Here is a 25,242-nt window from a genome sequence, read left to right on the forward strand (position 1 = left end):
CGCAGCCGGCCAGTCGCGTCGCGGAACTATTGCCGCATCGCTGGCAGCCAGCCTGATCTGCGACTGCAGTCAAGACGGGATCACCGCGCGCTTACAAAGTACGGATCGCCGCAGCGGCTGGAGTGCACGCACCCCGGGAACCCATCGAAAGCCTCATCCGCAGCATCCCCGGGGTGCCAGCCAGGTAAACCTCGGCGGACCGCATCTTCCACCCAGACGGTCGCTAAGGGCGCATTGGCCGAGCTGCATTGATTCGCGCGACCCAACTACCGCATGTAGCCTTCATTCGGACCAAGCGCCCTCGCCAGGGCCAGCGACTGCTTGCCGCAGAGTAGCTCCCTTTCGCACCCTCGAGTCGAACGGCAGAAACCGCTGCGAAGCGGGTTCGGGCTGGCAAAACCAGATCACAAATCGAATGTTGCTCTGAGAGTTTGGAGTTCTTCGGGGCTCGTTAGTGGCAGTGGGAGCCCCCATTCTTGTGGTCGCGATGACAGCCGTTCTTATCGGCACCTCCCGAGTGCGCCAGTGCTCCACAGCTTAAGCAAAGCGCAGCGATCAGTATTGCAACCTTCTTCATGACACCTCCTCGTTCCAATGAGCGCTGGAGTGTGTACCTCCCCTTCTGTTGTCGGGCAGGGGTTTACGAGCGTTCTCCCATGAACATGGGATGAGCGCGAGCATCGAGCGTCGAATGTGACGATTATTGATAGCTGGAGCCGTTGTTGAAAGTCTGATTCAGGCCCGGCTGCCGACCCTCGGTGCGTCCGGGCGAATTGGCCCTATCGCTGCAATGCGCACCCCGAAGCTCTTCGGTGCTACGCCGCAGGTGGTTCGAACGGCTCAATGGCCTTAAAGATCCCAGTCTTGCTCATCGTCCGCCGCATCTCGAACTGAGCAAGCGCTTCGACCACATCGATAGCCTGCAGATGCGCAAAGTCGATGCGCGACCACTCGTCTCGGTTCACATGCACAGAGAGCAAGTATTCGTCGGCAACTTGGCCGGTGGCTGTGCTGCGCCTTTGCGTGTAGCCCGACAGAACCACCTGCCGCACCAGAGGCAGGGCCGCGAAAGTCTTGCCAATCAGGAGAAAGGCCACACCATGCACATGCGCGGCGTACATCCGCTGCACCTTGGTGGGCGAGAGATCCTTGACGGACAAACGCATGCCGCGCTGCGGCACGGAGGCTGTGCGTTTGGGCATGTCCTCGATCTCGGGTAGGTCCACGTCCAGACAGGCAAGCCGCCCTTGGTCCAGCAGATCAAACGCCACGTTGGTCTCCCTGGGCCACTCGACGGCCTGAAGGGCCATCTCCAGATAGGAATCCATAGCCGCCTTGTCGCGGTAGATGCCGACTTCTACCAACTGGCGCTGCTGCTCTGCCTCGACTGCAAACTGTTGCTTGGCACCTTGCCAGTCCAGGAGCGTTTGCTTGTGCTCGGCAAAGGCTTCCGCGTTGGCCTCTGCCACGCGCCGGCGACGGCCTGGCAGCGCATGCTCCCACCACTTGGCCTGTAGTGGAACGGGCGGGCTAGGTCGCGGTTGCGGGTAGTCGGGGACCTCGAACGTGGGCTTCTTGTACGGGCTTGGTGTTTTCTCGTGAAGGTGCTCCAAGGCTTCCACCTGCTCATTGATTTTCGAACAGCATTCTTCAAGGAGATCACGAATTTCTCCTTTGGCTTGGAGCTTGGCCAAGGCCATTTGTTGCTCGCTAGCCGGTGCACCAGTCATATCGGTGAACGTCACTTCGCCATCATCGGACACGGACACCCGCAGCGAGACGGTCTGCTGCTGCGTCTGAGTCGTTGCAGCGGTACGGACCAGCTGAGCCCGAGAGGTGGCGCTGCTACTTGACAGTCGGGTTCGAGAAGAAAGGCCAGTACCGGGGATTCCGGTGTTCAAGAACGTGCCGCGCTTTCCGATGCCGATGGAGGCTCCGCGCGGTCCGAGCGTCCAACTGGTACCACTGCCCGAGAGATTCATCCGGATGCCGGGCGCGAGCTTGATTGACTTACGAAACCGTAGGGCCATGGCACTTCCGCCTCATTTTGTGGAGCCGCGATTCGTGCACGCGGTAAGCGGAGCGAAGGGTACAAGATCCAGCCTAGCTGGGAGTGGCCGTAGAGCGGCAGCTTGCGATTATTCGCATCTATCGCGCCGAGCGACCGCCAGCGCTTGCAAAGCGGACCGTAAAAAAAGGCGCGATCCCTGCGGACCGCGCCCTCCAAAACTAGCTCTGCAAGAGCGTTGCCATCTCACGAGCGGACGCCACTTCATAGTGGTCGAACTGCATCGCATACTGCGCCCGGCCAGACGACAGCGCACGCAGGCTGCCGACGTAGCCGAACATCTCCTTCAGCGGCACATGCGCTTCAATCGTGATCGCGTTGCCGCGCATCGCCTGTCCGCGCACCATGCCGCGCCGGCGGTGCAGGTCACCGATGCAATCGCCGAGGTAGTCGGCCGGCGTGATGACCTCCACGGCCATCACCGGCTCGAGCACCTGCGGCGCAGCCTTGGCCGCCGCATCCCGAAACGCCGCGGCTGCGGCCGACTCAAACGCCATCGCCGACGAATCACTCTCGTGATAGCTGCCATCCAGCAACGTGGCCACGAAGTCCACGCAGGGATAGCCAGCAACCACGCCCGCTTGCGCCGCACGGCGAATACCCGCTTCGACGGCAGGAATGAACTCGCGCGGAATCGCGCCACCCACCACCTGGTTGTCGAAGACGATGCCTTCGCCGCGCGCCAGCGGCGCGAGTCGCAGCGTCAGCGCCGCGAACTGACCGGGCCCGCCGGTCTGCTTCTTGTGAACATGGTTCACCTCCACTTCCCTTGAAATCGTCTCTCGGTAGGCGACCTGCGGCCGCCCCACCGAAACTTCGACGCCGTACTTCGCGCGCAGCTTCTCGATGGAGACATCGAGTTGCAGTTCGCCCATGCCCGAGAGGATGGTCTGGCCCGATTCGGCATCCTGCCGAAGCTGCAAGCTCGGATCCTCGCGCAGCATCGTGTGCAGCGCCTTCGCCAGCGCGTGCTGGTCCGCGCGTGCCTTGACTTCGATCGCAACGTGAATGACAGGCTCGGGCACGCTGATCTGCTCCAGCTGCACCGGATACTCACGATCACACAGCGTGTGACCGGTCAGCGTGTCCTTCAGTCCGACGATCGCGGCAATGTCGCCCGCCACGAGTTCATCGCGCTCGATGCGGTCATCCGCATGCACTTCGTACAGCCGGGACGCGCGCTCCATGCGACCCGTCGTGGCGTTCAGCACGGCGTCGCCGCGCCGCAGCCTGCCGCTGTAGACACGCACGAACACCATCGAGCCGTGATCGTCGCTGGCCACCTTGAACGCGAGCGCCGCGAACGGCGCACGCGCATCGCAGTCGGCGGCGTCGCCCGGTTCGGGCAGCCAGTTCACGACCGCATCGAGCAGAGGCTCCACGCCGCGATTCCTGAACGCTGAACCGGCCAGCACAGGCACGAAAGCATTGGCCAGCACGCCCTTTCGGATGCAAGCGTGCAGCACATCGATACCGATCTCTTCGCCATTCAGGTAGGCGTCTGTCGCGGCTTCATCGTGCTCCACCGCCAGCGCCACGAGACGCGCGCGATGTTGCTGCGCGGCTTCGCGCATGCTGGCCGGCACTTCGCACTCACGGTACGGCTCGCTTGCATCGTCCCTGTTCCAGACGAGCGCGCGCATGCCGATGAGGTCGATCACGCCGCGGAAGTCACCTTCCGCGCCAATGGGCAGTTGCACCACCACGGCCTTCACGCCAAGGCGCTCTTCCATCATCGCGGCCACGCGCAGAAAGTCAGCACCGAGCCGATCGAGCTTGTTGACGAAGGCGATGCGCGGCACGCGGTACTTGTCCGCCAGGCGCCAATTGGTTTCGGTCTGCGGCTCCACACCGGCCACGCCGTCGAACACGACCACGGCACCGTCGAGCACGCGCAACGAGCGGTTCACTTCAATATTGAAGTCGATGTGGCCAGGCGTATCGATCAGATTGATCTGCGCGCCGTTCCAGTGGACCGTGATGGCCGCGCTGCTGATGGTGATGCCGCGTGCGCGTTCCTGCGGATCGAAGTCCATGCGGGTCGTGCCCGCGCTGACGTCGCCCATACGGTGGCTCTCGCCGGCATAGAACAGGATGCGTTCGGTGGTGGTGGTCTTGCCCGCGTCGACGTGGGCAATGATGCCGATGTTGCGGATGTTCCTGGGGTTCGGGTTCATGACGAATCTTTCTTCTTTGAATGCTTGAGGCTGCCGCTGGCCCCAGGCAAAGATTCGCCTGAGGGCTAGCGACGAACGCTGTCGTGCAAAGGGGTGCTGCGGCCGGAGCCCGGGCGCACGGTGTCCACGCTCCGGCGAGCGGGAATCGTGGCGATCAGCTTGTCGTAGGTACGCATGGTGTGAAGAGGGGATGGAACGATGAAAAAACAAAACCCCGGAGGGACGAGCCTGCCGGGGTTCTTGGAGACCGGAAGGCGCAACGCCGTCCGAACGCAATCGAGGGCGATGTCAGGTGGCGATGAACGCCTCGATGGCTTGAGTGAATTTCATGGTGGGCGGATTGTGAAGGAGCGGCGATTTCCGCGCAAGTCGAGCGTTGGGCCAATGACACGGGACGCCACGAGCTCGCCGGAGTCCCGTGCTGGCGCGCGGCTCCGTATTGCGCAAAACCCTTTGCCTCTCCTGGCGCTCACATGGTTGAACGCCTCTGGCTACGTTGCTCTCGTGGCAGGTCGAGCCGGAAAAGCGCCCCCGATCTGCCTCGCGCGTCTGACCTCGTCGGTATGGAGGTAGACCGAGGTCGTCGCCACGGAGGCATGCCGCAGGTTGTCCCGCACGGTCGTCAACTCGACGCCGCGCACGAGCGCATGGGTGGCATGGGTGTGCCGCATCCAGTGCGGCGTGGCGCGCTTGAGCTTTTCCGCCGTGGACGGACTCACGCTCTCCAGCGTTTGCGCGGCATGGAGGAAGAAGCGACGCATGACCGACCACAGGCGTGACGCGCTGATCCCGGTCCCATCCTCTGCCAGGCCGGGCACCAGCGCGGTTTTCGGATTCCAGCGCGACCGCGTCACGGGCAGCTTCCGTTGCGCCAGATACTGATCGAGCGCGCCCCGTGCCAGCAGTGGCAAGGCGACCTTGCCGTGCTTGCTGCCCTTGCCGACCACGTTCAGCCAGTCGTCGCCCTGCGCATCGTGCTCGATGCCGCCCAGACGGGCATCGACCATCTCGCTGGGCCGCAGGCCCGTCGCGTACCAGAAATCCAGCACGAAGCGCAGGCGCTGGGCGCCCTCCTCGCTCCATCCGCCGATCCACTCGATGCCGTCGGCCGTGGAGCGAATCAGCGACCATTCGTGCTCCGTGAACACCCGGGATGCATCGAGAGCGCCGCCACGGCCCGTTCCCTTGACCTTCACGCCGGCAAACGGATTGGCCAGCACATAGCGCTGCTCGATCAGCCAGCGATACAGCGCGCCGATCACGGACAGCGCGTACGCCACGGAGCGCGGCGCCAGCGGTCCCTGGAAGGGCCGCCATTCCGCGGACGTGCGCGGCCTTGCGGGTCCGACCCAGCGCTCCCGCGGCGATGGGCGACGCAAGAAGGCGCGGTACGCGACGGCATCCTCGGTCGTCAGCGACGACAGCGCCTTGCCGCGCTCCAGGATCGCCCAGAGCATGAGCCGCTCCGCCTCCTTGCGGTAGGCGCGCTGGGTCGCCGCAGCGTCCTGCAGGCCCAGCCAGGCCTGGACGGCCTCGTAGTCATTGCTGGCCGACAGGGTGCAGGTGGCCTGCGGTGCCCGGAAGGTGCCCCGGGTGCCATCGACCTCCTGCGGCACGACCAGGTGCTCCCACGGCGCGGTCTCGGTCCTCGGCACGACCACCAGCGCCCTCGCCCGTTCGGTCAGGGCCGGGTGGGCGGCAAAGAACTCTTCGATCTGGCGCGCGCTGCGTGCCCCCAGGCCGGGCACGGCGGCCCACCAGCGGCGCCGGCGCGGCACCCGCACCGTCAGATCGGCGAGTGTCCGGATGCCGGCGTTTTGCAGGGCACGCGCGGCGCGCGTCGGCAGCCACCGATCGATGGAGTCAGTCACCATTGGCGCAGGCAGAGGCAAACCCTGCAGCTTCTCGATGGCATCCCTGACCGCGCGGGCGCGTTGCTCCCGTTCGGCCGCCGGGTGTGCGATCAGCGAGGCCAGGTCGTCGCGGTGCCGCAACCGCGCATAGCTCGCCAGCTGGCGACGGATATCGCCCAGCATGGCGCGGGAGGACTGTCCCGTGGCCTTGCTCTCGCCGAGATATTGCACGACCGCAGCGCGCGCCGACAGACCCGCATACCAGGCGCGCAGCGCCGCCAGCTGCGAGGCGCCGGGGAAATCGCCATCTCCGGCCCCTGCCCTGTTCGCGGTGCCTACTTTCATGTCTACCAGTTTAGCCTGATGAACTTGCTATTGTGATAAGAAGACTTATCACGATAGCATCCATGTTAGAACCACTTGATCTATCTGCAGTCGCCGATCGATTGCAGCCATTTGCAGTTGGATGCTGCAAGAATGAAGCTTCTGCACAACTCCTCGCCCGTTAGGACGTGCCAAGCGAAAGAAAGTGAGGCGACTTGCGCCTTTCTTTGGCGGCAGTCGTGGTTTAGGAGATCAGAAGCTCGGAGTCGTCATTCACCATCGAGACCATGAAGCCCCAGCAGACTGCGGCAATGATCTCCACGACCCCGATGAGCTGCCAAGCAACGCCGCGTTTGCCGCGCAGGTCTTGGAGGCCTAGTTCTCGCAACGCGAATGCGTGACCGCGCAGCGCTGCCTCTTTCAAGACGATGTAGGAGCGATTCACGTCGACTGGAACACCTTTGCCATGCGCTAGCGAATAGCCAACGCGAAACATGGAAGGCAGATGCCGCCGCTCTGCGCCCATCGCGTAAAAGCGATACGCCCGCGCATGGTCACCAGCTCTCGTCAGCCAGCGACCAAAATAAAAGCAGCCCAGTGGATGCCCATGAGCGGCGGCTCGTTCGTAATAAGCAGCGGCTTGGCTTCCGTCTTTCTGACAGCCGATCCCCTGACTCAGCATCCAAGCAACAAACACCTGACTTTCAACGTGTCCATCATCTGCGAGTAGCCGATAGAGATCGAAGGCCAGATAAAGCAGACCGTCCTTGTATGCCTTCTGGGCGGCAACCAATTTCTCGGTGCGGTCTGCGTGCATGCGTTCAGGGCTTTGGAAAGATGCCGGGCGGTGGCGGCGGTGGCTTGACTTCGCCAGGCCGGATTATTCCAGGGGGATTTCGGATGGGCAGTGGAGGTGCCGTGGGAGGCGCTATCGCATCATCGCCCAGCGCTCTCAACAATCCAATCGCTCTCTTGCCCGGCGCCGGCAACATCGAGTAGCACATGGCGCCACCCACAGCCGCCGCTCCGCCACCCGCCCCCAAGAGTCCCGACGCCAACGCAGCATTGCCCGGCGCGCCCAAGGTCGCCGCCTGGCTCAATGATGTACCGCGCTGAACGCCCCCCAGCGTAGACATGATCAGCAAGCCATCCGGATCGATGAAGCTCAGCGGATTCGCATCCACATAGCCAAACCGGTTCCATCCTCCATCAAGTCCGATCGGATCCGGCTGGCTATACCGCCCCGTCTTGGCGTCATAGCTCCTGTAGTAGTTGTAGAAGAGCCCGCTCTCCTCATCCGCGTACTGCCCCGGATACCGCAGGTTGAACTTCACCTCCGAGATGTTCGTGGTGCCCGGGTTCGGCGTCGTCTCCAGGTTCGCGAACCTATTCTTCGCAATGGTCGGCTTGTCCTCCCCGAAAGCGCTGTAGCTCCACTGCCAGACCGCCTGGCCATCGGCATTGCTGAGCTTCCGGGGTGTGTTCAGGTGATCGCTGTGCACTGCATAGGTGGCACCGTCGATCACCGCGGCAACCGGCACCGGCCCGTTCGCCGTCGGCAGATAGATGTACTGCGCCTGCCCGGCACTGTTCGCGCCGCCGCTTCCCACCTCCGCGATCAGGGTGCCGTTCTCGTCGTACACATAGGCATACCCCAGGTGCTCCGCCTCGACCATCGCCGGGCTCCACAGCTTGGTGAAGAACGCCACCAGGCTGCTCCAGAAGCCGGGATCGTTCTCGTCCCCCTGGCTCGGCGGGTATAGCGGCTCGGTCTTGAATACACGCTGGCCCAGCGCGTTGTGCGCGTAGCGCGTGGTCGGGCTCACGTCGGTGGCGCCGGTGGTGGCCGTGGCCAGGCGGCCTTCGGCGTCGTAGCCATAGCTCCGAAGGCCATCGCTCACGAGATCACCGTTGGCGTTGTAGCCATAGGCCACGCTCGTGCCGCTGCTGCCGTTGATGGTCTGGCTGAAACCGGCCAGGCGGTTGGCCCCGGGCAGCAGGGTGTAGCTGCGGCTGGTGGTCTGGCCCGCCAGGATGCGGGTGCTGGCCGTGCGGTTGCCGTTCGTGTCGTAGTCGAAGCTGGCGCTGTCGGCGGTGGTTGCGAAACTGGTGATGCGGCCGGTGGGGCTGTAGCCGATGCTCCAGGTGATGTCGGCCGCCGCGATGGTGCTTTGGCTCGGATCGCTGTCGGCTGGGCCAAACAGGTTCTGCGTGAGGCTGCCGATGCGCCCTGCCCCATCGTAGGTGTAGCTGCTGAATTCGGTCTGGGTCAGCCGCGCGGCACCGTCGTAGCTGCGGCTGGCAGCAAGCTTCGGCGTGATGCCGGTGAAGGCCCAGTTCCAACCGGTGGGTTGGCCCAAGGCGTTCCAGGTGACGGCCGCCAGGAGCGGCGCGCCATTCCAGTCGAGTTGCACGAGGCGGCCGGTCGTGTCGTAGACGTGGTTCAGCACGCCGCTCAACGGGTAGGTGATGCTCGCGAGTTGGCCGGTGGCGCTGTTGTAGCTGTAGGCGACTTGCTGCACGCTGCCGTTGGCCAGGGTCTGCTTCTTGAGCGTGACGCGGCCGTGGATATCACGCGTGTACTCGGTGGTGCCGCTGCGATCGAGGATCTCCGACAGGTAGCCCTTGCTGTTGGCGCTCAGGTCGTAGCGCAGCGTGGTGGTCTTGCCATCGGCAAACACGAGGCCGGTGGGCCGGCCCAAGGCGTCACGGCTGACGGTCGTGGCTTGGCCAAGCGCGTCCGTGATCTGGCTGGGCAGGCCGAGGCTGTCGTACTGCGTGCCGCGCGGGCCGATGTCGGCGCTTGACTCGGCCGTGGCGCTGCCCAGCGCATCGCGGTTGTAGCTGGTGGCCACGGCGTTGAAGTCGCTGGCCTGGGTCACGGCATCGAGCGCGTTGTAGCCAAGGCTGGCACTGGCGTTCGCCGCATCGGTGACGGTCTTGACCCGCCGCAGTGCGTCCAGGCCCCAGCTGGTGCTCTGGTTCAGTCCATTGGTCTGCGCGATGCGGTCGCCGTTGGCGTCGTAGCTGAAGCTCTCGCTCTGGCTGCCGCCCTCGACCTGCGTTGCAATGCGGTTCAGCTTGTTGATCGTGCGCGCGGTCGTCCACGCGATCGAGCCGGCGCTGTTGAGGATCTGCTCCGTCAGCCGGTTGCCGGCCGGATCCAGCGTGTAGGAGCCGCTCTCGCCGCGGTTGTTGCTCCAGCCCGTCAGGCGTTGCGCGGCATCGTAGGCATAAGTGGTGACCAGCCCGGTCGGCAGCGAGGTGGTCGCGATCGTGCCGGTGGCGTTGTAGGTGAAGGCCGTCGTCTGGCCAGGGCCCGTGCCCACGGTGCGCGAGAGCAGGCGGTCACGTGCATCCCACGCGAAGGTGGTGACCAGCCCGTTCGGGTCGGTCTGGCTCATGAGGCGATTGGCCGTGTCGTAGGTGTACGCGGTGACATGGCCCAGCGCATTGGTTGCACTCTGCACATTGCCGCGGGTGTCGTACGCATAGGTGGTGACGGCGCCGTTCGGTTCGGTGTGCGTGTGAACCAGGCCTTCGGGGGTGTAGGTCCGCTGGCTCGTGCGCGCTGTGCCCGAGGTGCCACCGGTGTCGGCGACCGTTTCCGTGAGCAGCCGGCCGTTGGTGTCGTAGGTATACGCCGTGTCCCGGCCTGCCTGGGCGACCAGCGTGGGCACGGGCAGCGTGGCGTCCCAGGTCGTGGCGATGGCTCTTTGCTCGGGCGTGCCGAGTGCTTCGGTGCGCGAGGCCTCCAGGCCCCGGGTGTTGTAGGTGAAGCCGGTGACGCTGCCGGTGGCGCTGGTCTGGCTGGCCAGCAGGCCTCGGGTGTCGTAGGTGAACGAGGAGTTGCTGGCGGGGCACCCGGGCGCCGGCTCGCCTTGGATCTGCGAGATGCGCTTGACGCCGTTGACGATGACGTAGTGGTAGGTGGTGGCCCGGCCCACCGGGTCGGTGACGGTGGTGGTGCCGTTGGCGTTGTAGGCCACCTGCGTGAGCCCGGCATTGCCGGCGTGCGTGGTGCTCGTCGCGCGGCCCAGCGTGTCATAGGTGTAGGTAGCGAATCGCACGCCCGACTCGTCGGTCACGCCCGTGAGAAAGCGCGTATGGGTCGGGTTCTCGTAGTGATAGGTGCGGGTCGTCACGTCCGCGCCGGCGGTCTTGACGGCGGACACGAGCCGGTTGGCGGTGTCGTAGTTGTAGGCGACGCTGAAGTTGGGGGTGGTCAGCGTGCGCGGCTGGAAGTGGGCATCCTCGGTGTAGCTCAGGCTGTTGCCGAAGCCATCCGCCACGGTCACCGCGCCATTGGTGCCGTAGGTCAGGATGTGCTGCCAGCCGTAAGGATGGGTCTGCTTGGTCAGGCGACCCGCGGCATTGAAGTCGTACTGGATGTTGTCCTGGTCGACATAGCGCCAGCTGGTGCCAATCTGCGAGAGCGTGCCGAGTTCGTCCGCATCGGGGGTCACGGTCGAGCCGCTGCGCGCGAAGGGCGACTCGCGGCCGTTGGCGTGCAGGAGCACGACTTCGGTCGCGCTGATCCGCAGCCGCGTGGCGTAGGTGTACCGCCAGTAGCCATCGGCGCTGTTGAAGATGCGGGCGAACCTGAGCGGGAAATGCGCGGAGGCGCTGCGGAAGTCTTCCTCTTCCTGCACCTTGTTGCCCATCGCGAAGTTGATCGGGTTGCCGGTGCACGACTGCGGGCCGTTGCGTTCGGTGCCGTCTCCCTTGTTCTTGCGCGGCGCCAGATCGGTGGTGTCGTAGTACACCGTCATGTAGTCCGATGCACCGCACCCGCCGACGCTGCCGGACACCGACAGGTAATTGGGGCCCTCGCGCAGCGTGACGGGAACGCCACGACCTTCGAGGAACGAGACCACGGCGGTGAAGGAGCCCGAGTAGCTGAAGAACGCCGAGCCGTTGAGCGTCGCAGTGACGGTGCCGGCATCGCCGGTGGTCGCATCCCCTCCTCCCGTGCCGTAGACCGTGATGTTGGGCGAGGTGACCTTCGCGCCCTTGCTGGGCGAAGTGAAGTTCAGGGAGCAGCCGGCCTGGGCCCATCCCGATGCGCCGAGCAGCACAAGCGCTGTGGCGTTGTAGAGCGCCAGCCGTTGGATTCGGGTACGCAGGCGGCTGCCGTGCACGGCATCCATGTCGAGACGCATACGGACTCCCTCGTTAATTCGTTTGAATTAATTGCACGCCGGAATTGGCAATTGCTGGAAGCGAGCGTAACTACATGTCTTCACATGTAATTGAATGTCCCTTTTTAATTCCCAAGATTACTGAGCGAAAGGATTAATGCAGAACTGCAGCCACCCAAATTCAGCCGCCTACTTAAAAGTTTTGACTTCATTGGCACTGTGACATTTGCCAACGTTCTTCACCGTCGCGATGTACGCGGCACCGCGTCGCAAGGCGTTGGTCAAGCATCAGGGCTATGTCTTGCCCTCAGGAGTTGAAATGACTTTTCCCCGAGCCGCTCTCAAGTTGGGTGCTGGAAGTCTCGTTGCTGCCGCAGCCTTGTTCACCGTCGCATCGGCCAATGCGGGCACCAGCTGGTCCATTGGGATCAACTTGCCCGGCGTGGTCGTGAGTGAGCCCGCGCCGGTCTATTACGAGCCGGCGCCTGTCTACTCGAGGCCGGCCCCGACCTACTACCAGCCTGCGCAGCCGGTTTACTCCGTACCCGCACCTGTCTACTACGAACCTGGCTCTCGTTGGGAGGAGCGCCGCGCGCAACGCTGGGAAGAGCGCCGTGCGGAGCGTCGTGAATGGCGTCGCCAGCAATGGGAGCGCGAGCAGTACCGCCGCTACTACGAGGATCGCGATTGATGTTGGTGATGTCGATCCATGCAAGTCTTCCGAGAAGTCCTTCGGTGTGTCGATCCAGGCCAGTCCGAATTAAGTTGCAGAAACTGCCTCAATGAAGAGCATTCGGGCATCTCCAGCGGGTCAATGATGAAAATGCTACCCACGCCGAAGGGGTAGTTGGTGAACGGCAGCAGCAACTGCGTGCCATAAACCGTCCTGCGTCCAGCATCGGGTGCTTCACAAGGGCCAGCCGCATCGCGAGCGACCAACGCCGGAATCCGGCTCGCTCGCCGTGCAGCATTGCCGGCAACCTGGCAAGAACCGGCGATGCGAGCGTCAGCCAGAACAGGGAATGCGGCTCTGCACGGTGAAGCACCATGTTTCGCAAGGCATCGCCCTGGTCGATCAACACATCCAGGTCGGGCAATGTGCCGGCCAACCCGCCCCAGAGAGCGGCCTTCCACGCGGCCGTGCGACGGCCCATGGCTGCCAGGCCGACCGATGCGCCCAATACAAATTGAGAAAACGGAGCCCACGGGCCAAGGCTAAACCCAAGGTGAGGACGACTCGGCTTCAAATCGGCTCGGCGGATCATCATCAATCACACAAGTGCGCATAGGCCCTACGATTTCTGCCCATGTCCGCAAACACTGGCGGCGCGGTCTATCAGACGTTCTCCGTTGAAGCGTCCCTGAGCCGAGATTCAACTGTGCCGTGTTGCCGCACACCCTAAGGCACAACTGTCTCTTTACTGCCGGGGGACTCGATCTTGTCCACGCGTTTGGTGCGTATCAGGCACCACTGTGCGTCCGTCTACGAGCCTACCGGCGCGCGTCCCCCCTACCTACGATCAATGGCAGACGGCCTTGGGCCGTGATCCGTGCCTGACAACTCCTTGGGAGTTGAACGGCAACTTGCTGCCAGTCCCCTGGCAGATTCGGTCCGCGAAATCGGGCCGCCCTTTTGGAGATTCCGCCATGCCCCCCACAGAAGAAATCCTGCAACCTACTAGCGAGAAGCCCAAAGATCCTGTGCCCTCCCGTTACGCCCTGCGCATCGGCGATATCCAGGCGCTGGTGGTCAGCGACGGCGTGCTGCCGCTGCCCACCTCGACGATGGCCACCAATGCCGACCCAGCCGACCTGGCGAGCTGGCTGGACCAGATGTTCATGCCGCCTGACAAGTACGACTGGCCGCTGAATGTGATGGTGGCCCGCAGCGGCGACCAGACCATCCTCATCGACGCCGGACTGGGGGGCCAGTTCCCAGGCTTTCCACGCGCCGGGCAGTTTCCACAACGCCTAGCCGCGGCAGGCATCGAGCTCGAGTCCGTCACCGACGTTATCTTCACCCACATGCACATGGACCACGTCGGCGGACTGCTCGTACCCGGCATCAAGGAACGCCTCCGCCCGGACGTGCGTATCCATGTGGCCAAGGCCGAAGTCGATTTCTGGATTTCGCCGGACTTCTCTCACACCGTGATGCCCAACCCGGTGCCAGAGGTGCTCCGCTCGACGGCCAAGAGCTTCTATAACGCATACCGGGACCGGCTGCAGACCTTCGAGGAGCGACGCGAAGTGGCGCCGGGCGTGGTGGTCCGCCGTACCGGTGGCCACACCCCAGGGCACAGTGTGGTCGATCTGGTGTCGGGCGGTGAGCGCCTGACGTTCGCCGGCGATGCCATGTTTCCGGTCGCGTTCGACCATCCCGACTGGCAGAACGGCTTCGAGCACGACCCCGAGAAAGCGGCCGAAGTTCGCATTGGCCTCTTGCGCGAACTGGCGCAGACCCGCGGACTGCTGGTAGCCGCTCACCTACCCTTTCCCTCCCTTGGTCGGGTGGCAATCGACGGTGACATCTTTCGCTGGGTTCCGATCATCTGGGACTACTGAACGCGATTAGGCGACGTGCAAGCAGGCCTCCAGTTCGCAGCGCCGCATGTCGATCACTAGATTTTTTCAGCTCTCTCGCACTCTTCGCAAACGGGTACCTCAGCCGCACTGAGGACGGAGCACACATGAACCATCGTCTCAACTACATCAAGCAATCGCCCGAACTCTTCAAGAAGCTGATCGAGTTCAGCACGCTCGTGGACCACGGCGCCATTGAGCAAACGGTTCGCGACCTGGTCGCGATCCGCGCGTCGCAGCTCAATGGCTGCGCGTTCTGTCTCGACATGCACATCAAGGAGGCCAAGATCCATGGCGAGCGCGAACTTCGCATTCACCATCTGGCCGCTTGGCGCGAATCGACGCTGTTCGTTCCGCGCGAGCGTGCGGCCCTGGCTTGGACCGAAGTGCTGACCAAGTTGCCCGAGCAAGGCGTACCCGACGAGATCTACGAGCGCGTGCGCACGCAGTTGTCGGAAAAAGAGCTTTCGGACCTGACGTTCAGCGTCATGGCCATTAATGCATGGAACCGCGTGAACGTCGCGTTCCAGACCGTGCCGGGTTCGTCCGACAAGGCCTTTGGCCTGGACAAGGCAAACCTCTCCTGAGCCCTCGCAGCAGCAAGCACCACCGCCTCCGGCGGTGCCTTCGCCTGCTGCATACCCGCTCGCGATTTTCACTCCGAGCTTCGACGGCCATCTGCGGGCGCATCTCGACTTGCAATCGGAGACTGCGCTTCGCAGACCAGCGCCCTCGCGCCCCCTATTGATTCCGTTGGCTCACTGCGGCGTTTCGCTCGAAAGGTCTACCGCAACTACCTGCCCAATCCTAGATTTGAGTGCGACAGATGCATAACGCGCGGACCACTTTTCGTCGACGCATGCATTGATTGTCGGCCCGCCTTCAGCGGTTTTTCCGTTCGAGGGGTTCGCTCAAATTTTCAGGAGTAGTTGATGACGAAAAGAGTCTTCCTTGCCGCTCTGCTGGTCAGTCTCACGGCCTCGGTCTCGATCTATGCGATCCAGCCTGCCGGTGCAGTTGCCAACCCCCAAGCAACGAGCGATGCCTCGGTCGCGATCCCCTTCCCCTCGCCCGACCTTTCCTATCCGGCGCCCCAGGAGCCGTTGGACCTCACGCAGATCACCCCGACCGAAACAGTGGGCGCCGCGAAATACGAGCCCTTCTGATCGAAGTTGAAAACGCACGCGTCCTTTGCGCAACCTCCCTGCGCGATTCTTGCCCTCGAAGAAAGATCCCCATGCCCCTCAATGATCGAGAGTCGCCCGCCCGGCGTCTCTTCCTGCGCCAGATCGGCAGCGCCTCGGGTGCTGCAGCGCTCGCTACGCCCTCGCTGCTGGGTGGCCTCGCCAGTCCGCTTGCTTCGGCGCAGGACGCGGGTACCCGCCCTGCCAACAACGCTCACTCTTCGGGCTACCTGTCGCTGGGCCCGCAGGAGGCTGCCTGCGTCGAGGCCATCGTCAACGTCATGTGCCCGGCCGATGCAATGACACCGAACGGTGTGGATTGCGGCTTGCACCTGTACATCGATCGTCAGCTGGCCGGCGCCTGGGGGCGCGGCGACCAGCTCTATCGACAGGGCCCCTGGCGTCCTGGCAAACCGCAACACGGCTACCAGTCACCCCTCACACCCGAGCAGCACTTCAAGGCTGGCCTTGCAGTGCTGCGCCGCGAGGCTCAACAACGCATGGGCAAGGCAATCGAGCAACTCGAGGCTGGCCCGCTCGACGCCCTGCTGCAGGAAGTCGCTGCCGGCCGGATGGACGACGAGCGCTTTGCGCTCGGTGCGTGGTTCAACGACTTTTTCTATCCGTTGTTCGTTCAAGCCTGCTTTGCCGATCCGATGTACGGCGGCAATCGCGACAAGGCCTTCTGGCGCGCTGTGGGCTTCCCTGGCCTGCCCGCCTTTCACGGCCGCAACGTGGTCCAGTACCGCGGCCTGCCCTTTCCCGGTGCGGCCAATCCGCAGTCAATCGAGGACTTCAGCTGAAAGCTCAACAACCATGACTCACAAACTTCCCAAACGCTCCGTCGTTTTCGTCGGTGGCGGCCTCACCGCCGGTCTGGCCGTGCGGCAGATGATGAACTCCGGCATCGACGTGCTGGTGCTCGAGCGCGGTGGCGATCTGGCCGGCAGTGCGGCTGCCACACTGCCCAACCAACGTGACGAATTGCGTTGGGGCGTGCGCAACAGTTTGGTGCAAAACTGGGCCAACGAAACATACGCGCTGCGCCATTCCGCCAGCGAAAGCGCACTGCCCGTGCGCCGAATGGAAGCCTTCCTTCCAGGCGAAGGCATGGGCGGCGCGGCCAATCACTGGAACGGCCAGACCTGGCGGTGGGCCGAGTACGACCCGGCTTTGCGCACTCGCCTCGAGTCCCGCTACGGCAAGGCCGCGATCCCCCGCGAAATGACGGTACAGGACTGGGGCATCAGCTACGCAGAGATGGAGCCGTACCACGATCTGTTCGAACGGCTCTTCGGCATCGCGGGGCAGGCCGGCAATATCGGCGGGCAGCTCATCGAAGGCGGCAACCCCTTCGAAGCGCCCCGAAAGCGCGGCTTTCCGCAGCCGCCGCTCGAAATCCTCGAGTCGGGGCGGATCTTCAAGGCCGCTGCGCAAAGCCTCGGCTACAAACCGTTCCCGCTGCCCGCGGCCAACTCTCCGCGCGCCTACACCAACCCCGATGGCGCGAGCCTCGCGCCTTGCCAGTACTGTGGCCACTGCGAGCGCTTCATCTGCGAAGCCAATGCCAAGGCCAGTCCGGCGGTGCTGCTGTACCCCCAACTGCTGAAACAGCGGAATTTCGAGATCCGTCTTCACTCGCAGGTGACCGGCCTCGTCTATGACAAGCAAGCCAGGCGCGTGACGGCGGTGCGGTTCATCGATCTGCAGACCGCGCAAACGTACGAGCAACCGGCCGATGTCGTCGTGCTGTCCGGTTTCACCATGACAAACACCAAGCTGCTGCTCACGAGCGGGATCGGGCGTCCCTACGACCCGAAGACCGGCAAGGGCGTGGTGGGCAAGAACTTCTGCTACCAGGTGATGTCGTCGGTGCCGGTGTTCTTCAAGGACCGCTTGATCAACCCCTTCATGGCGTCGGGCGCCTCTCAGATTGTGGTGGACGAATTCAACGGCGACAACTTCGACCATGCAGGGCTCGGCTTCTTCGGCGGCGGCTACATCTACTCGAACGTGACGAACGGCCGCCCCATCAATGCCCGCCTTCATCCGGCCGGAACGCCTCGCTGGGGATCCGCGTGGAAACAGGCCAACGCCGACTGGTATGCGCACGCCTTCACCGTCGCGGTGCATGGCAGCAACTACCCGCACAGCCAGAACTACCTCGACCTCGATCCGACGTACCGCGATGCCTACGGCTCGCCGCTGCTGCGCATGACGTTCAATTTCCACGACAACGACCATCGGATGAGCGAGTACGTCACGAACAAGGCCGCCGATATCGCGCGCGCCATGGGTGCCACGGCAGTCGGCGCACCGCAACCCCGACGCGGCGACTTCGACGCGCGGCAGTATCAGACGACGCACACCACCGGCGGCACCGTCATGGGCGCCGACCCGTCGACGAGCGTGGTGTCACCCCGACTGCAGCACTGGGACGCGCAGAACCTCTTCGTGGTCGGTGCATCCGTGTACGCGCATAACGCCGGCTACAACCCCACTGGTCCGCTCGCGGCATTGGCACTGCGGCTTGGCGACGACCTGGTGCGCTATGCCAAGCAACCGCGCATGCTTTGAGGAGCCCGACATGCGAACACTCCTTCTTTCAGCCTGCGCCGCGGCTTTCGTGAACCTGGCACACGGTCAGGCGGTCGTGCAGCCGCCCAAGACATGGACGACCTGCGCGGCATGCCACGCGGCGCAAGGCGCAGCCTCCATCGGGCCACCGCTCGCCAGCGTAGTGGGCCGAAAGGCCGGCTCATCGCCGGGGTTTGGCTACAGCCGAGCCATGAAGAATGCACAGATCACCTGGGATGACAAATCCCTTGCAGCCTTCCTGAGCGATCCACAGCAAGCCGTGCCGGGCAACAGAATGCCTTTTGCGGGCGTTACCGATCCCGGTGAAGTTGCGGAACTCGTCAAGTACCTGAAGACGCTGCGATAGCAGGCTACCTTCGTTCACTGATGGCCTCGGGCCGCATGCCCCTATGACTTACGGATTTCAGGGACTAGAGCCCGAGGTCGCGCGATGCCGCGCTACGATCTCGAACAGAAACTTAAGTCTCAACGCATGGACACCACCAGCCCGATTTGCCTATCCGGTCAACAGCCTTGCATGGCCCGTGCCCAGTTCCCGGCGACGTGAGACCGCCGATACGCAGACTCATCATGCAAGCGCAGTCCGAGGAACCATCAGACCTGGCGTCGACGGAAGTCCGGTGGTACTTCGGCGATTTCGTTGTCTGGGAGGCACAGCGCCGGTTCGAGCGATCCGGCGAAGCCGTGCGGCTGGGGCCTCGTTCTTTCGATCTGCTGCTGCAACTGATCAAGCGGGCCGGTGAAGTCGTGAGCAAAAGCGACTTGCTGGCCGCGGTCTGGGCTGGCGTTGTGGTCGAAGAGGCCAGCGTGCGCGTTCACATGTCGACGCTTCGCAAGGCGCTGGGCGAACCCGGCGACAGCGACGAATGCAAGGAGTGGATCTCCAACATTCCTCTACGCGGGTACCGGTTCAATGGACGTGTCCGGCGCGAGGCGACCGGCATCCCGTCGAAGGCCGTGGCACCGCTGCGCGATCCCGGATTCAACCCGCTGCCGGTTCGGCTGACGGAACTCGTCGGCCGCGAGGCCGATGTGGCAAGCGTTCTCGAAGCGCTCGAATCCCACCGACTTGTCACGATCGTAGGCACGGGTGGCATCGGCAAGACCCGTCTCGCGATCCACGCCGCCGAGAGCCATCAGCACACGCGCGGGACAGAGATCGCCTTCGTCGATCTGTCGTCGCTGATCTCCCAGGCTCACGTGCTCGGCACCCTGGCACGCGCCGTAGGGGTACCCGCCGACCTGCCCGACACCATCGGGGCCATCACGCAACGCCTAATAGGCCGCACCGTGCTCCTGTTGATCGACAACTGTGAGCACTTGGTAGATTCCTTGGCGCCGCCGATCGCTGGTTTACTTTCCCTGCTGCCCAACCTGCGCATCCTGGCAACCAGCCGCGAGGCGCTTCGGATGACGGGCGAGTATGTCTTCCGGTTACAGGCGCTCGCCATCCCCGAGGCCGAGCAGCTCTCGCTCACGCAGGCGCTGCACTGGCCCTCCGTGGAATTGCTGGTCGAGCGGGCCAAAGCCGCCGGCGCGGGTGCGTTCGACGAATCGCATGGCGCCCTGCTGGCACAGATCACAAGGCAGGTAGACGGCATCCCTTTGGCGATCGAACTGGTGGCCGCGCGACTGGGTGTGCAGCCGGTCGTCGATCTGGCGCGCAGGCTGGACGACCATATGCGCCTCTACGCGTTCAGCCGGGCCGCGCTCGCACGGCACCGAACGCTGGCTGCTGCACTCGACTGGAGCATCGCGCTGCTGAGCGATGCGGAACTGCAGCTGTTTCGCTGGCTGTCGGTATTTCGGGGGCGCTTCGATGTGGAATCTGCGCTGGGCCTGAGCGCCGGCAGCATGGACAACGAGGTGGCATTCGACGCGCTGATCTCGCTGGTCAACAAGTCGCTTGTCTTCTTCGACAGCAACGACGCAGTTGCGCCTTACAGGCTGCTGGATACGACGCGGAGCTATGCCGCTGCGCTTCTCGCACACAGCGATGAACGACCGACATTGCTGCGGCGCCATGCGATGCTCATGTGCGATCTCATGAAGGGAGCGGCAGCAGAACTCTCCGATCTAACCGAGCAGGCCTGGGCCGACCGTTACGCACACCGCCTGGACGACGTGCGCTTTGCACTCGAAGTGTGCCTCGAGCAGCAGTCGGACGCTAAGATGGCCGCCTCGCTGCTGACGGCCTCCGCGCCATTGTGGTTCCACCTGGCCCAGGTTGTCGAATACCGCGATCGGGTCTCCGCAGCGCTGGCGCTGGTCGATCGGCAACCTGCGCGCGACATCGAAACGGCGACGTGGCTGAACACGGCGCTGGTGAGCGCCCTGCTCCATACTGGCAGGTCCACACCCGAGTTGGGCGCCGCCGCGGACCAGGCACTAGCCGGCGCGCTTGCCGTCAAGATCCCCGTGCTGGAACTGCAAGCCCGTTGGGGGCGGTGCACGCACGACATGTTCCGCGGCGAGTATGCGGCGGCCTTGGATCAGGCGCACACGCTGATGGCTGCCGCGCAATCCTGGTCAGACCCTGCTGCGCTTAACCTTGCTCACCGGGTAATGGCAATGGCCAACCATTTTTGTGGCCACTTCCAAGTTGCGAGGATGCACAGCGAAGCTTCGGTGCGCATCGGCGGTGGCCTCGGCCATGCCCGGGCCAATATGGTGGGGGTCAACGCCATCGTCGCGGCCAAGGCCATGCTTAGCCGAACTCTCTGGGTGCAAGGTGAGACGGCCAAGGCTCTGGACGAAGCGAGCGATGCAGTGGGCCGAGCGCAAGCAGCCGGAAAATCCGTGTCGCTTTGCTCCGCGCTGTATGGCGCCTGCCCGGTCGCGCTGTGGGCCGGCGAGCTGGAGCTTGCCGCCCGATGGATTCACTTGATGACAGACGAAGCACAGCGCAAGGGGCTGGTGGGATGGCTGCGCTATGCCGAGTGGTTCTCCCAAGGCCTGAAATTAAGCATCGTGCCGGACCGGGACCTCTACGTCCGTGAGGTGGCTAGCCAGATCGCAACCTATGACGCACCCCACAGGGAGATGCTCGCAACCTTCTGCATCGACTGGGTTGACGACGAGATGATCGAGCACGTCTCTCGCGGCGGAAGTCCGTGGGTCGCCGCGGAGGTCTGGCGCGCCGCCGGCTGGCGCGCGGAGCAAAATGCTGCCATCGAAGAGGCAGACGCCTTTTACCTTCGGGCAATCGAGGCGGCCACGCAACAGGGGGCTGTCGCCTGGGAGAAGCGCGCCGCACTGGCACGCGCCCGCCGGCCGGGCGCGCAGCCCGTTCATAACTGACTCGCGCCGGCGCGCAGTCCTTTCAGCGCATTCGCTGCCCTCAGCTCCCAGGCGACCGCGCCTTGCGAGCGCGCAAGCGCATGGGCCCGTCGATAAAGTGTCTCGGCTTCGGCGTCATCGCCTCGCAGTTCCTTGCGCCGACCGGCAGCACGGCAAACCTCGGCGGCACTCCACTGTCCTTCGCCCCGCATGGCGCGGGCAATCAAATCATCGTCCACCCACAGGTCGCAGAATGTGACCATCATCTCCCTGCGCGGCTCATCCATGGCTAGGACTTTTGCCGTGACGGCATCGGTGTGCGCACCAACGTCGTCGACCTCGCCGAGCTTAATTGCGTCGTCGTAGCAAAGGGCCCAGTCATGCCAGTAGGTAAAGCCCTTCGACCGTGTTTGCTGCAGCATCGTGTCAACCCAGGCGCGGGCGGCCTTCTGTTCGCTGGCCCAGATGGCCATGGGACAGATCCAGAAGAGCGCAACGCAAAGGGACAGCGCGTGCCCCAGCGCCTCCGCCTCCTCCATGCACCGAACGGCAGTGGCCATGGCAAGTTCGCTCTCGCCCTGGATCCACAGCGTCCTTGCAAGAATGGCCATTGCGGTGGTGCGCGCGTCGGGCTGGAACGCGTTGACATGATTGCGACGGGTCGCGTCGTCCACGTCCGCCGCCGCTTCGGCGTGCGCCCTGGCTTCGACGAACGCGCCGCAGAAGTGGCTGGCAAGCGCGAGCATCCGGTGCGATAGGTTGCGCGTGACGGCGCTAGTCGAGTGACTTGCGAACTCGCTCAGAATTGCGGCATGTTGCAACGCCGGCGTGTACGCGCCGCGCGTAATGTTCAGCGCGCAAAGGCCCCACCGAGCCTGAAATTCGAGCGTCTTCACCTTGAACTCCAGCGCACACGCCAATGCACGCTCACACGCCAGTGTCATCTCCGGCACCGTGCCGCCTGTGTGCCACAACGCGTTGTAGAGAGCGATTTCCAGCCGTCCGGCCGTCAGGCGGTCGGGTACCTTCAGCGCGTCGAGGTGCTCCAGCGCCGCGCGGACGCGATCCCGGTATTCGCTGACTTCGGACAAGCGGAACCAGAGCGGCGCCGACGCGACGGTGAGCGCGCCCGCGATAGTCATGTCGTCGCGGTGGCCGATGCGGGCATCCAATGCCGCGCGAACGTCGTCCAGGTAACCACGGTAGCGCTGCGTCCAGGCGTCTGCGTCCAGCAGGGCCAGGTCCTTGGTGGCAACGCCCATAAGATCCAGCATGAAAAGCGCATGGCTTTTCGATACCCCGTCTTGCTCGCCCGCCCGCTCGAGCAGGGCATGCGCGTAGCTGCGGGTGGTATCGAGAAGGCGGTATGGCGATCCCGCAACCTGCTCCGTGTCATAGACAACGAGCGACTTTCTGGCAAGGTTCAGCAAGGCGTCGGCGGCCACGTCCGGGTCCAGCGCGCTGGCTGCCACGCTGAGCGCCGCCTCGATACCGAAATAAGCGCGGAACACAGACAACCTGCGGAACAGCAGCAGCTCGGCGTCGCCCAGCAGACCGATGCTCCAGTCCAGCGTCGCAGCGAGCGTGCGATGTCTTGGCAGCGCCGCCCGCCTGGCGGTGGAATGCAAGCGCATGTGATCGTCGAGCCGGAAGGCCAGGTCGCTCGCGGGTTGCGCTCCCAGGCGCGCTGCGACCAGCTCGATCGCCAGCGGGATTCCGTCGACCTGCTTGCAAATACTGGTGAGCGGGCCGCTGCTCGCGTCGTCGAATGCGCCGGCGCCCGCGGCCAAAGCTCTCTCGACGAGCAGTTGCACCGCCGGAGAGCGCAACGCATACGTCAGCGAGCCGGGCTCGGACTGCTGAACCGCCAGCGGCGCCAAGCGAAAGACATGCTCGCCGCCCACGCGCAGCACCTCGCGGCTGGTTGCAAGAACCTGCAGCCTGGGCAATGCCGCCAGGAGCCTGCCCAGGAGCGGCGAAAGCCTCTCAATGACATGCTCGCAGTTGTCCACAAGCAGCAGCATCGCCCGGCCTTCGAGGCGCTGGACGATGGTTTCTTCAATGTCCGTTACGCCGCCTTGCACGCCGATGGCACGCGCCATTGTCGTCAACACGTGGTCTTGCGAGGTCAGGGGAGCAAGATCGACGAAGCAGACCTGGGCTTGCTGCAGTGCGCGGTATCGCCCGGCGACGCAGATGGCAACGCTGGTCTTTCCCACGCCGCCGGGGCCCGCGACCGTGACCAACCGGTTCTCCGCAAGCATTTCTAGAAGCCGTTCGACTTCCATTTCGCGCCCCACAAGACTGGAGAAGCGCGCGGGCAGGCCGCAGGAAGCATCCCCGAGTGAAGCATGCGCTACATGTGCAGCGACTGCAGATGGCACGAACTCGCAGTGCACCCGCCCCAGAAAGCGATAGCCTCGCAGCGGAATATTGGCGATCCATTCCAGGCACCCGTCCTGCGCTCCAGGTGGCCCGAGCGCCTTGCGCAGTATCGACATATGGACCCGAACGCTCGCCTCCTCGACCACCGTGTCCGGCCAGACCGCCGCGAGCAGCTCGTCTTTGCTGATCACTTCGCCGGCGCGGCCCACAAGCGCAGCAAGCAGGCCGAGCGCGCGCGATCCGAGCCGCACGGGCTGCCCTTCGCGCTCGAGCCTGGGCTCGGCGTCCCACAGCGCGAAGGCGCCGAAGCGCCACCGGCGAATCTCAGACACGGACCAGCCCGCGCTGCTTCGCCGTGACCGCCGCTTGCGCCCTTGAGCCGACGTGCAGCTTCTCGCAGATCCTGGAGACGTGTGTCTTAACGGTACTGGCGGAAATGTCGAGCTTGTGAGCGATGCCCTTGTTGCACTCGCCTTTCACCAGGAAACGCAGCACGTCCTCCTCGCGGGCGGTGAAGGCGGTGCGCGGCGTGCTATGCCTGAAAAGCGCCTTCGTGCGCTTGCAGAGATAGAGAGTGCCTCCTCGAGCCACGCAGCGGATCGCATCCATCAGCTCGTCCGGATTCGCGTCCTGGCACACATAGCCATGCGCCCCTCTAGCAATAGCCTGCATGACCTCCCCCTCCTTGGGCCGCCGGGTCAATACGACGATGCGCGGCACGCGAAAGCCGCCGGCCCCGCCCGGCAGACCCAATGCCTGAGCCGAAGCGAGCAAGCTCAGCGCGCAGGCGTGATCCGCCACAACCACGTCTACGATGGCCTCGTCGGGCCCGCCCCCAGCCCGCACGTGGAAGCCGGGTTCCTGGCCGAGGAGAGAGACAAGGCCGGCCATGGCGAGCGGATCGCCGTGGCACACACGCACGTGCAGATCAAGGACACCAGTCACGGCGATGCCTCCAAAAGCAGTCCGCGGCGAAAGGCTTCGCTGATCGCGGCAATTCGCGTCGGCTTCCGGAGCTTGCGCAAAATCGCCTTCACATGGGCCTTGACAGTGCCTTCGCCTATGTCGAGTCGCCGACCGATATCCTTGTTGGCCAAGCCCTCCGCCATGAGCTGGAGAACTTCGAGTTCGCGGGCGGTTGGCGCGGCAGACGAGAGGTTGTCCAGCAACTGGTCGGCCACGGGAGAAGACAGGTACCTGCGGCCCTCTGCAACGCAGCGCACCGCATCCGAAAGTTCCTCGGCCGAGCAATCGTGCAGAAGGTAGCCGCGCACGCCGGCATCCACGGCTCGGCGTATCTGCCACCCAGTGCTCTGGTCTGTGACCACGAGGAAAGATTTAGATGCGGGGCCGCCCCGGCCGGGCGGACCATTCGTTGCCTTGTGAACGCCGGTTGCGTAGTCCGTCACGAGCACGTCGACGCTATCGCCGTCGCCTTCAATGTCGGCAAGTCCGGATCGAACGACGAAGTCGGCGCGGGAGCGCAGCAGCGATGCGATGCCGGCGGCTACGTAGGGGTCGCGATGTGCGACTGCCACATGGATCTGCCTGGCCTGGGTCGGCGCGGTCATGGGCTCAAGTCCTTCTGGGAGTCATGGGTGGAAGTCTGCTCAGTTGGCAAAACCGTTGCCAGTTAAGCCGTGTCAAGCC

The 25,242-nt window shown here is 64.2% G+C and carries 17 protein-coding genes and 1 pseudogene; 8 read left to right on the top strand and 10 right to left on the bottom strand.

Annotation, left to right across the window (positions count from 1 at the left end; genetic code table 11):
* Positions 1-451: 451 nt before the first annotated feature.
* The 6 genes from FB547_RS33885 to FB547_RS31810 form a co-directional block, all read right to left on the bottom strand.
* Positions 452-577 (bottom strand): YHYH domain-containing protein, encoded by a 126-nt coding sequence (locus FB547_RS33885; RefSeq protein ID WP_145747592.1) that lies wholly within the window; start codon positions 575-577, stop codon positions 452-454.
* A gap of 238 nt (positions 578-815) precedes the next feature.
* Positions 816-2,030 carry a DUF4236 domain-containing protein gene (locus FB547_RS31790; protein WP_145747593.1) on the bottom strand — a complete coding sequence of 405 codons (1,215 nt, stop codon included), beginning with the start codon at positions 2,028-2,030 and terminating at the stop codon, positions 816-818.
* Between the two features lie 199 nt (positions 2,031-2,229).
* Positions 2,230-4,245, bottom strand: a complete 2,016-nt coding sequence (fusA, locus tag FB547_RS31795; protein WP_145747594.1) for an elongation factor G — start codon at positions 4,243-4,245, stop codon at positions 2,230-2,232.
* Between the two features lie 491 nt (positions 4,246-4,736).
* Positions 4,737-6,443: a phage integrase family protein gene (locus tag FB547_RS31800; protein ID WP_145747595.1), complete on the bottom strand. Its 1,707-nt coding sequence runs from the start codon at positions 6,441-6,443 to the stop codon at positions 4,737-4,739.
* Between the two features lie 223 nt (positions 6,444-6,666).
* A complete protein-coding gene (locus FB547_RS31805) occupies positions 6,667-7,239 on the bottom strand; it encodes a tetratricopeptide repeat protein (RefSeq protein WP_145747596.1) in 573 nt (190 codons plus the stop codon).
* A 4-nt stretch (positions 7,240-7,243) separates the two neighbouring features.
* Positions 7,244-11,584: an RHS repeat-associated core domain-containing protein gene (locus FB547_RS31810; protein ID WP_145747597.1), complete on the bottom strand. Its 4,341-nt coding sequence runs from the start codon at positions 11,582-11,584 to the stop codon at positions 7,244-7,246.
* A gap of 298 nt (positions 11,585-11,882) precedes the next feature.
* On the opposite strand from FB547_RS31810, the gene FB547_RS31815 reads away from it, so the two are divergent.
* Entirely contained in the window at positions 11,883-12,254 is a 372-nt protein-coding gene (locus tag FB547_RS31815; RefSeq protein ID WP_145747647.1) for a hypothetical protein, read from the top strand.
* 113 nt (positions 12,255-12,367) lie between these two features.
* On the opposite strand, the pseudogene FB547_RS33755 reads toward FB547_RS31815, so the two are convergent.
* A pseudogene (locus tag FB547_RS33755) lies at positions 12,368-12,717 on the bottom strand (metal-dependent hydrolase); the annotation flags it as partial.
* Between the two features lie 493 nt (positions 12,718-13,210).
* Between FB547_RS33755 and FB547_RS31825 the strand changes: the two are divergent.
* The 7 genes from FB547_RS31825 to FB547_RS31855 all read left to right on the top strand — a co-directional run bounded on the left by FB547_RS31825 (position 13,211) and on the right by FB547_RS31855 (position 21,228).
* Entirely contained in the window at positions 13,211-14,128 is a 918-nt protein-coding gene (locus FB547_RS31825) for an MBL fold metallo-hydrolase (protein ID WP_145747598.1), read from the top strand.
* A gap of 125 nt (positions 14,129-14,253) precedes the next feature.
* Entirely contained in the window at positions 14,254-14,733 is a 480-nt protein-coding gene (locus tag FB547_RS31830; protein WP_145747599.1) for a carboxymuconolactone decarboxylase family protein, read from the top strand.
* A 345-nt stretch (positions 14,734-15,078) separates the two neighbouring features.
* Positions 15,079-15,312, top strand: coding sequence for a hypothetical protein (locus FB547_RS31835; RefSeq protein ID WP_145747600.1), 234 nt, complete (start codon positions 15,079-15,081; stop codon positions 15,310-15,312).
* A 71-nt stretch (positions 15,313-15,383) separates the two neighbouring features.
* Positions 15,384-16,133 carry a gluconate 2-dehydrogenase subunit 3 family protein gene (locus tag FB547_RS31840; protein WP_145747601.1) on the top strand — a complete coding sequence of 250 codons (750 nt, stop codon included), beginning with the start codon at positions 15,384-15,386 and terminating at the stop codon, positions 16,131-16,133.
* Positions 16,134-16,146: 13 nt separating this feature from the next.
* Complete coding sequence (locus FB547_RS31845) at positions 16,147-17,907, top strand: GMC family oxidoreductase (protein ID WP_145747602.1); 1,761 nt, start codon at positions 16,147-16,149, stop codon at positions 17,905-17,907.
* Between the two features lie 10 nt (positions 17,908-17,917).
* Positions 17,918-18,274: a c-type cytochrome gene (locus FB547_RS31850; RefSeq protein WP_261380465.1), complete on the top strand. Its 357-nt coding sequence runs from the start codon at positions 17,918-17,920 to the stop codon at positions 18,272-18,274.
* Positions 18,275-18,498: 224 nt separating this feature from the next.
* Complete coding sequence (locus tag FB547_RS31855) at positions 18,499-21,228, top strand: ATP-binding protein (RefSeq protein WP_145747603.1); 2,730 nt, start codon at positions 18,499-18,501, stop codon at positions 21,226-21,228.
* Here FB547_RS31855 and FB547_RS31860 read toward each other — a convergent pair.
* From FB547_RS31860 to FB547_RS31870, 3 genes are read right to left on the bottom strand one after another with little or no spacing between them, the layout of a single operon-like run.
* Positions 21,219-23,924 carry an ATP-binding protein gene (locus FB547_RS31860; protein ID WP_145747604.1) on the bottom strand — a complete coding sequence of 902 codons (2,706 nt, stop codon included), beginning with the start codon at positions 23,922-23,924 and terminating at the stop codon, positions 21,219-21,221. The genes FB547_RS31855 and FB547_RS31860 overlap by 10 nt on opposite strands.
* The gene (locus tag FB547_RS31865) at positions 23,917-24,537 is read right to left on the bottom strand and encodes a response regulator transcription factor (RefSeq protein ID WP_145747605.1); all 621 of its coding nucleotides are present in this window, start codon (positions 24,535-24,537) and stop codon (positions 23,917-23,919) included. The genes FB547_RS31860 and FB547_RS31865 overlap by 8 nt, the downstream gene beginning before the upstream one ends.
* Positions 24,534-25,163, bottom strand: a complete 630-nt coding sequence (locus FB547_RS31870) for a response regulator transcription factor (RefSeq protein ID WP_145747606.1) — start codon at positions 25,161-25,163, stop codon at positions 24,534-24,536. The genes FB547_RS31865 and FB547_RS31870 overlap by 4 nt, the downstream gene beginning before the upstream one ends.
* Positions 25,164-25,242: the final 79 nt, after the last annotated feature.

Origin of the sequence: Variovorax beijingensis, assembly GCF_007828835.1 — a bacterium.
In the GTDB taxonomy this organism is placed as follows: domain Bacteria; phylum Pseudomonadota; class Gammaproteobacteria; order Burkholderiales; family Burkholderiaceae_C; genus Variovorax; species Variovorax beijingensis_A.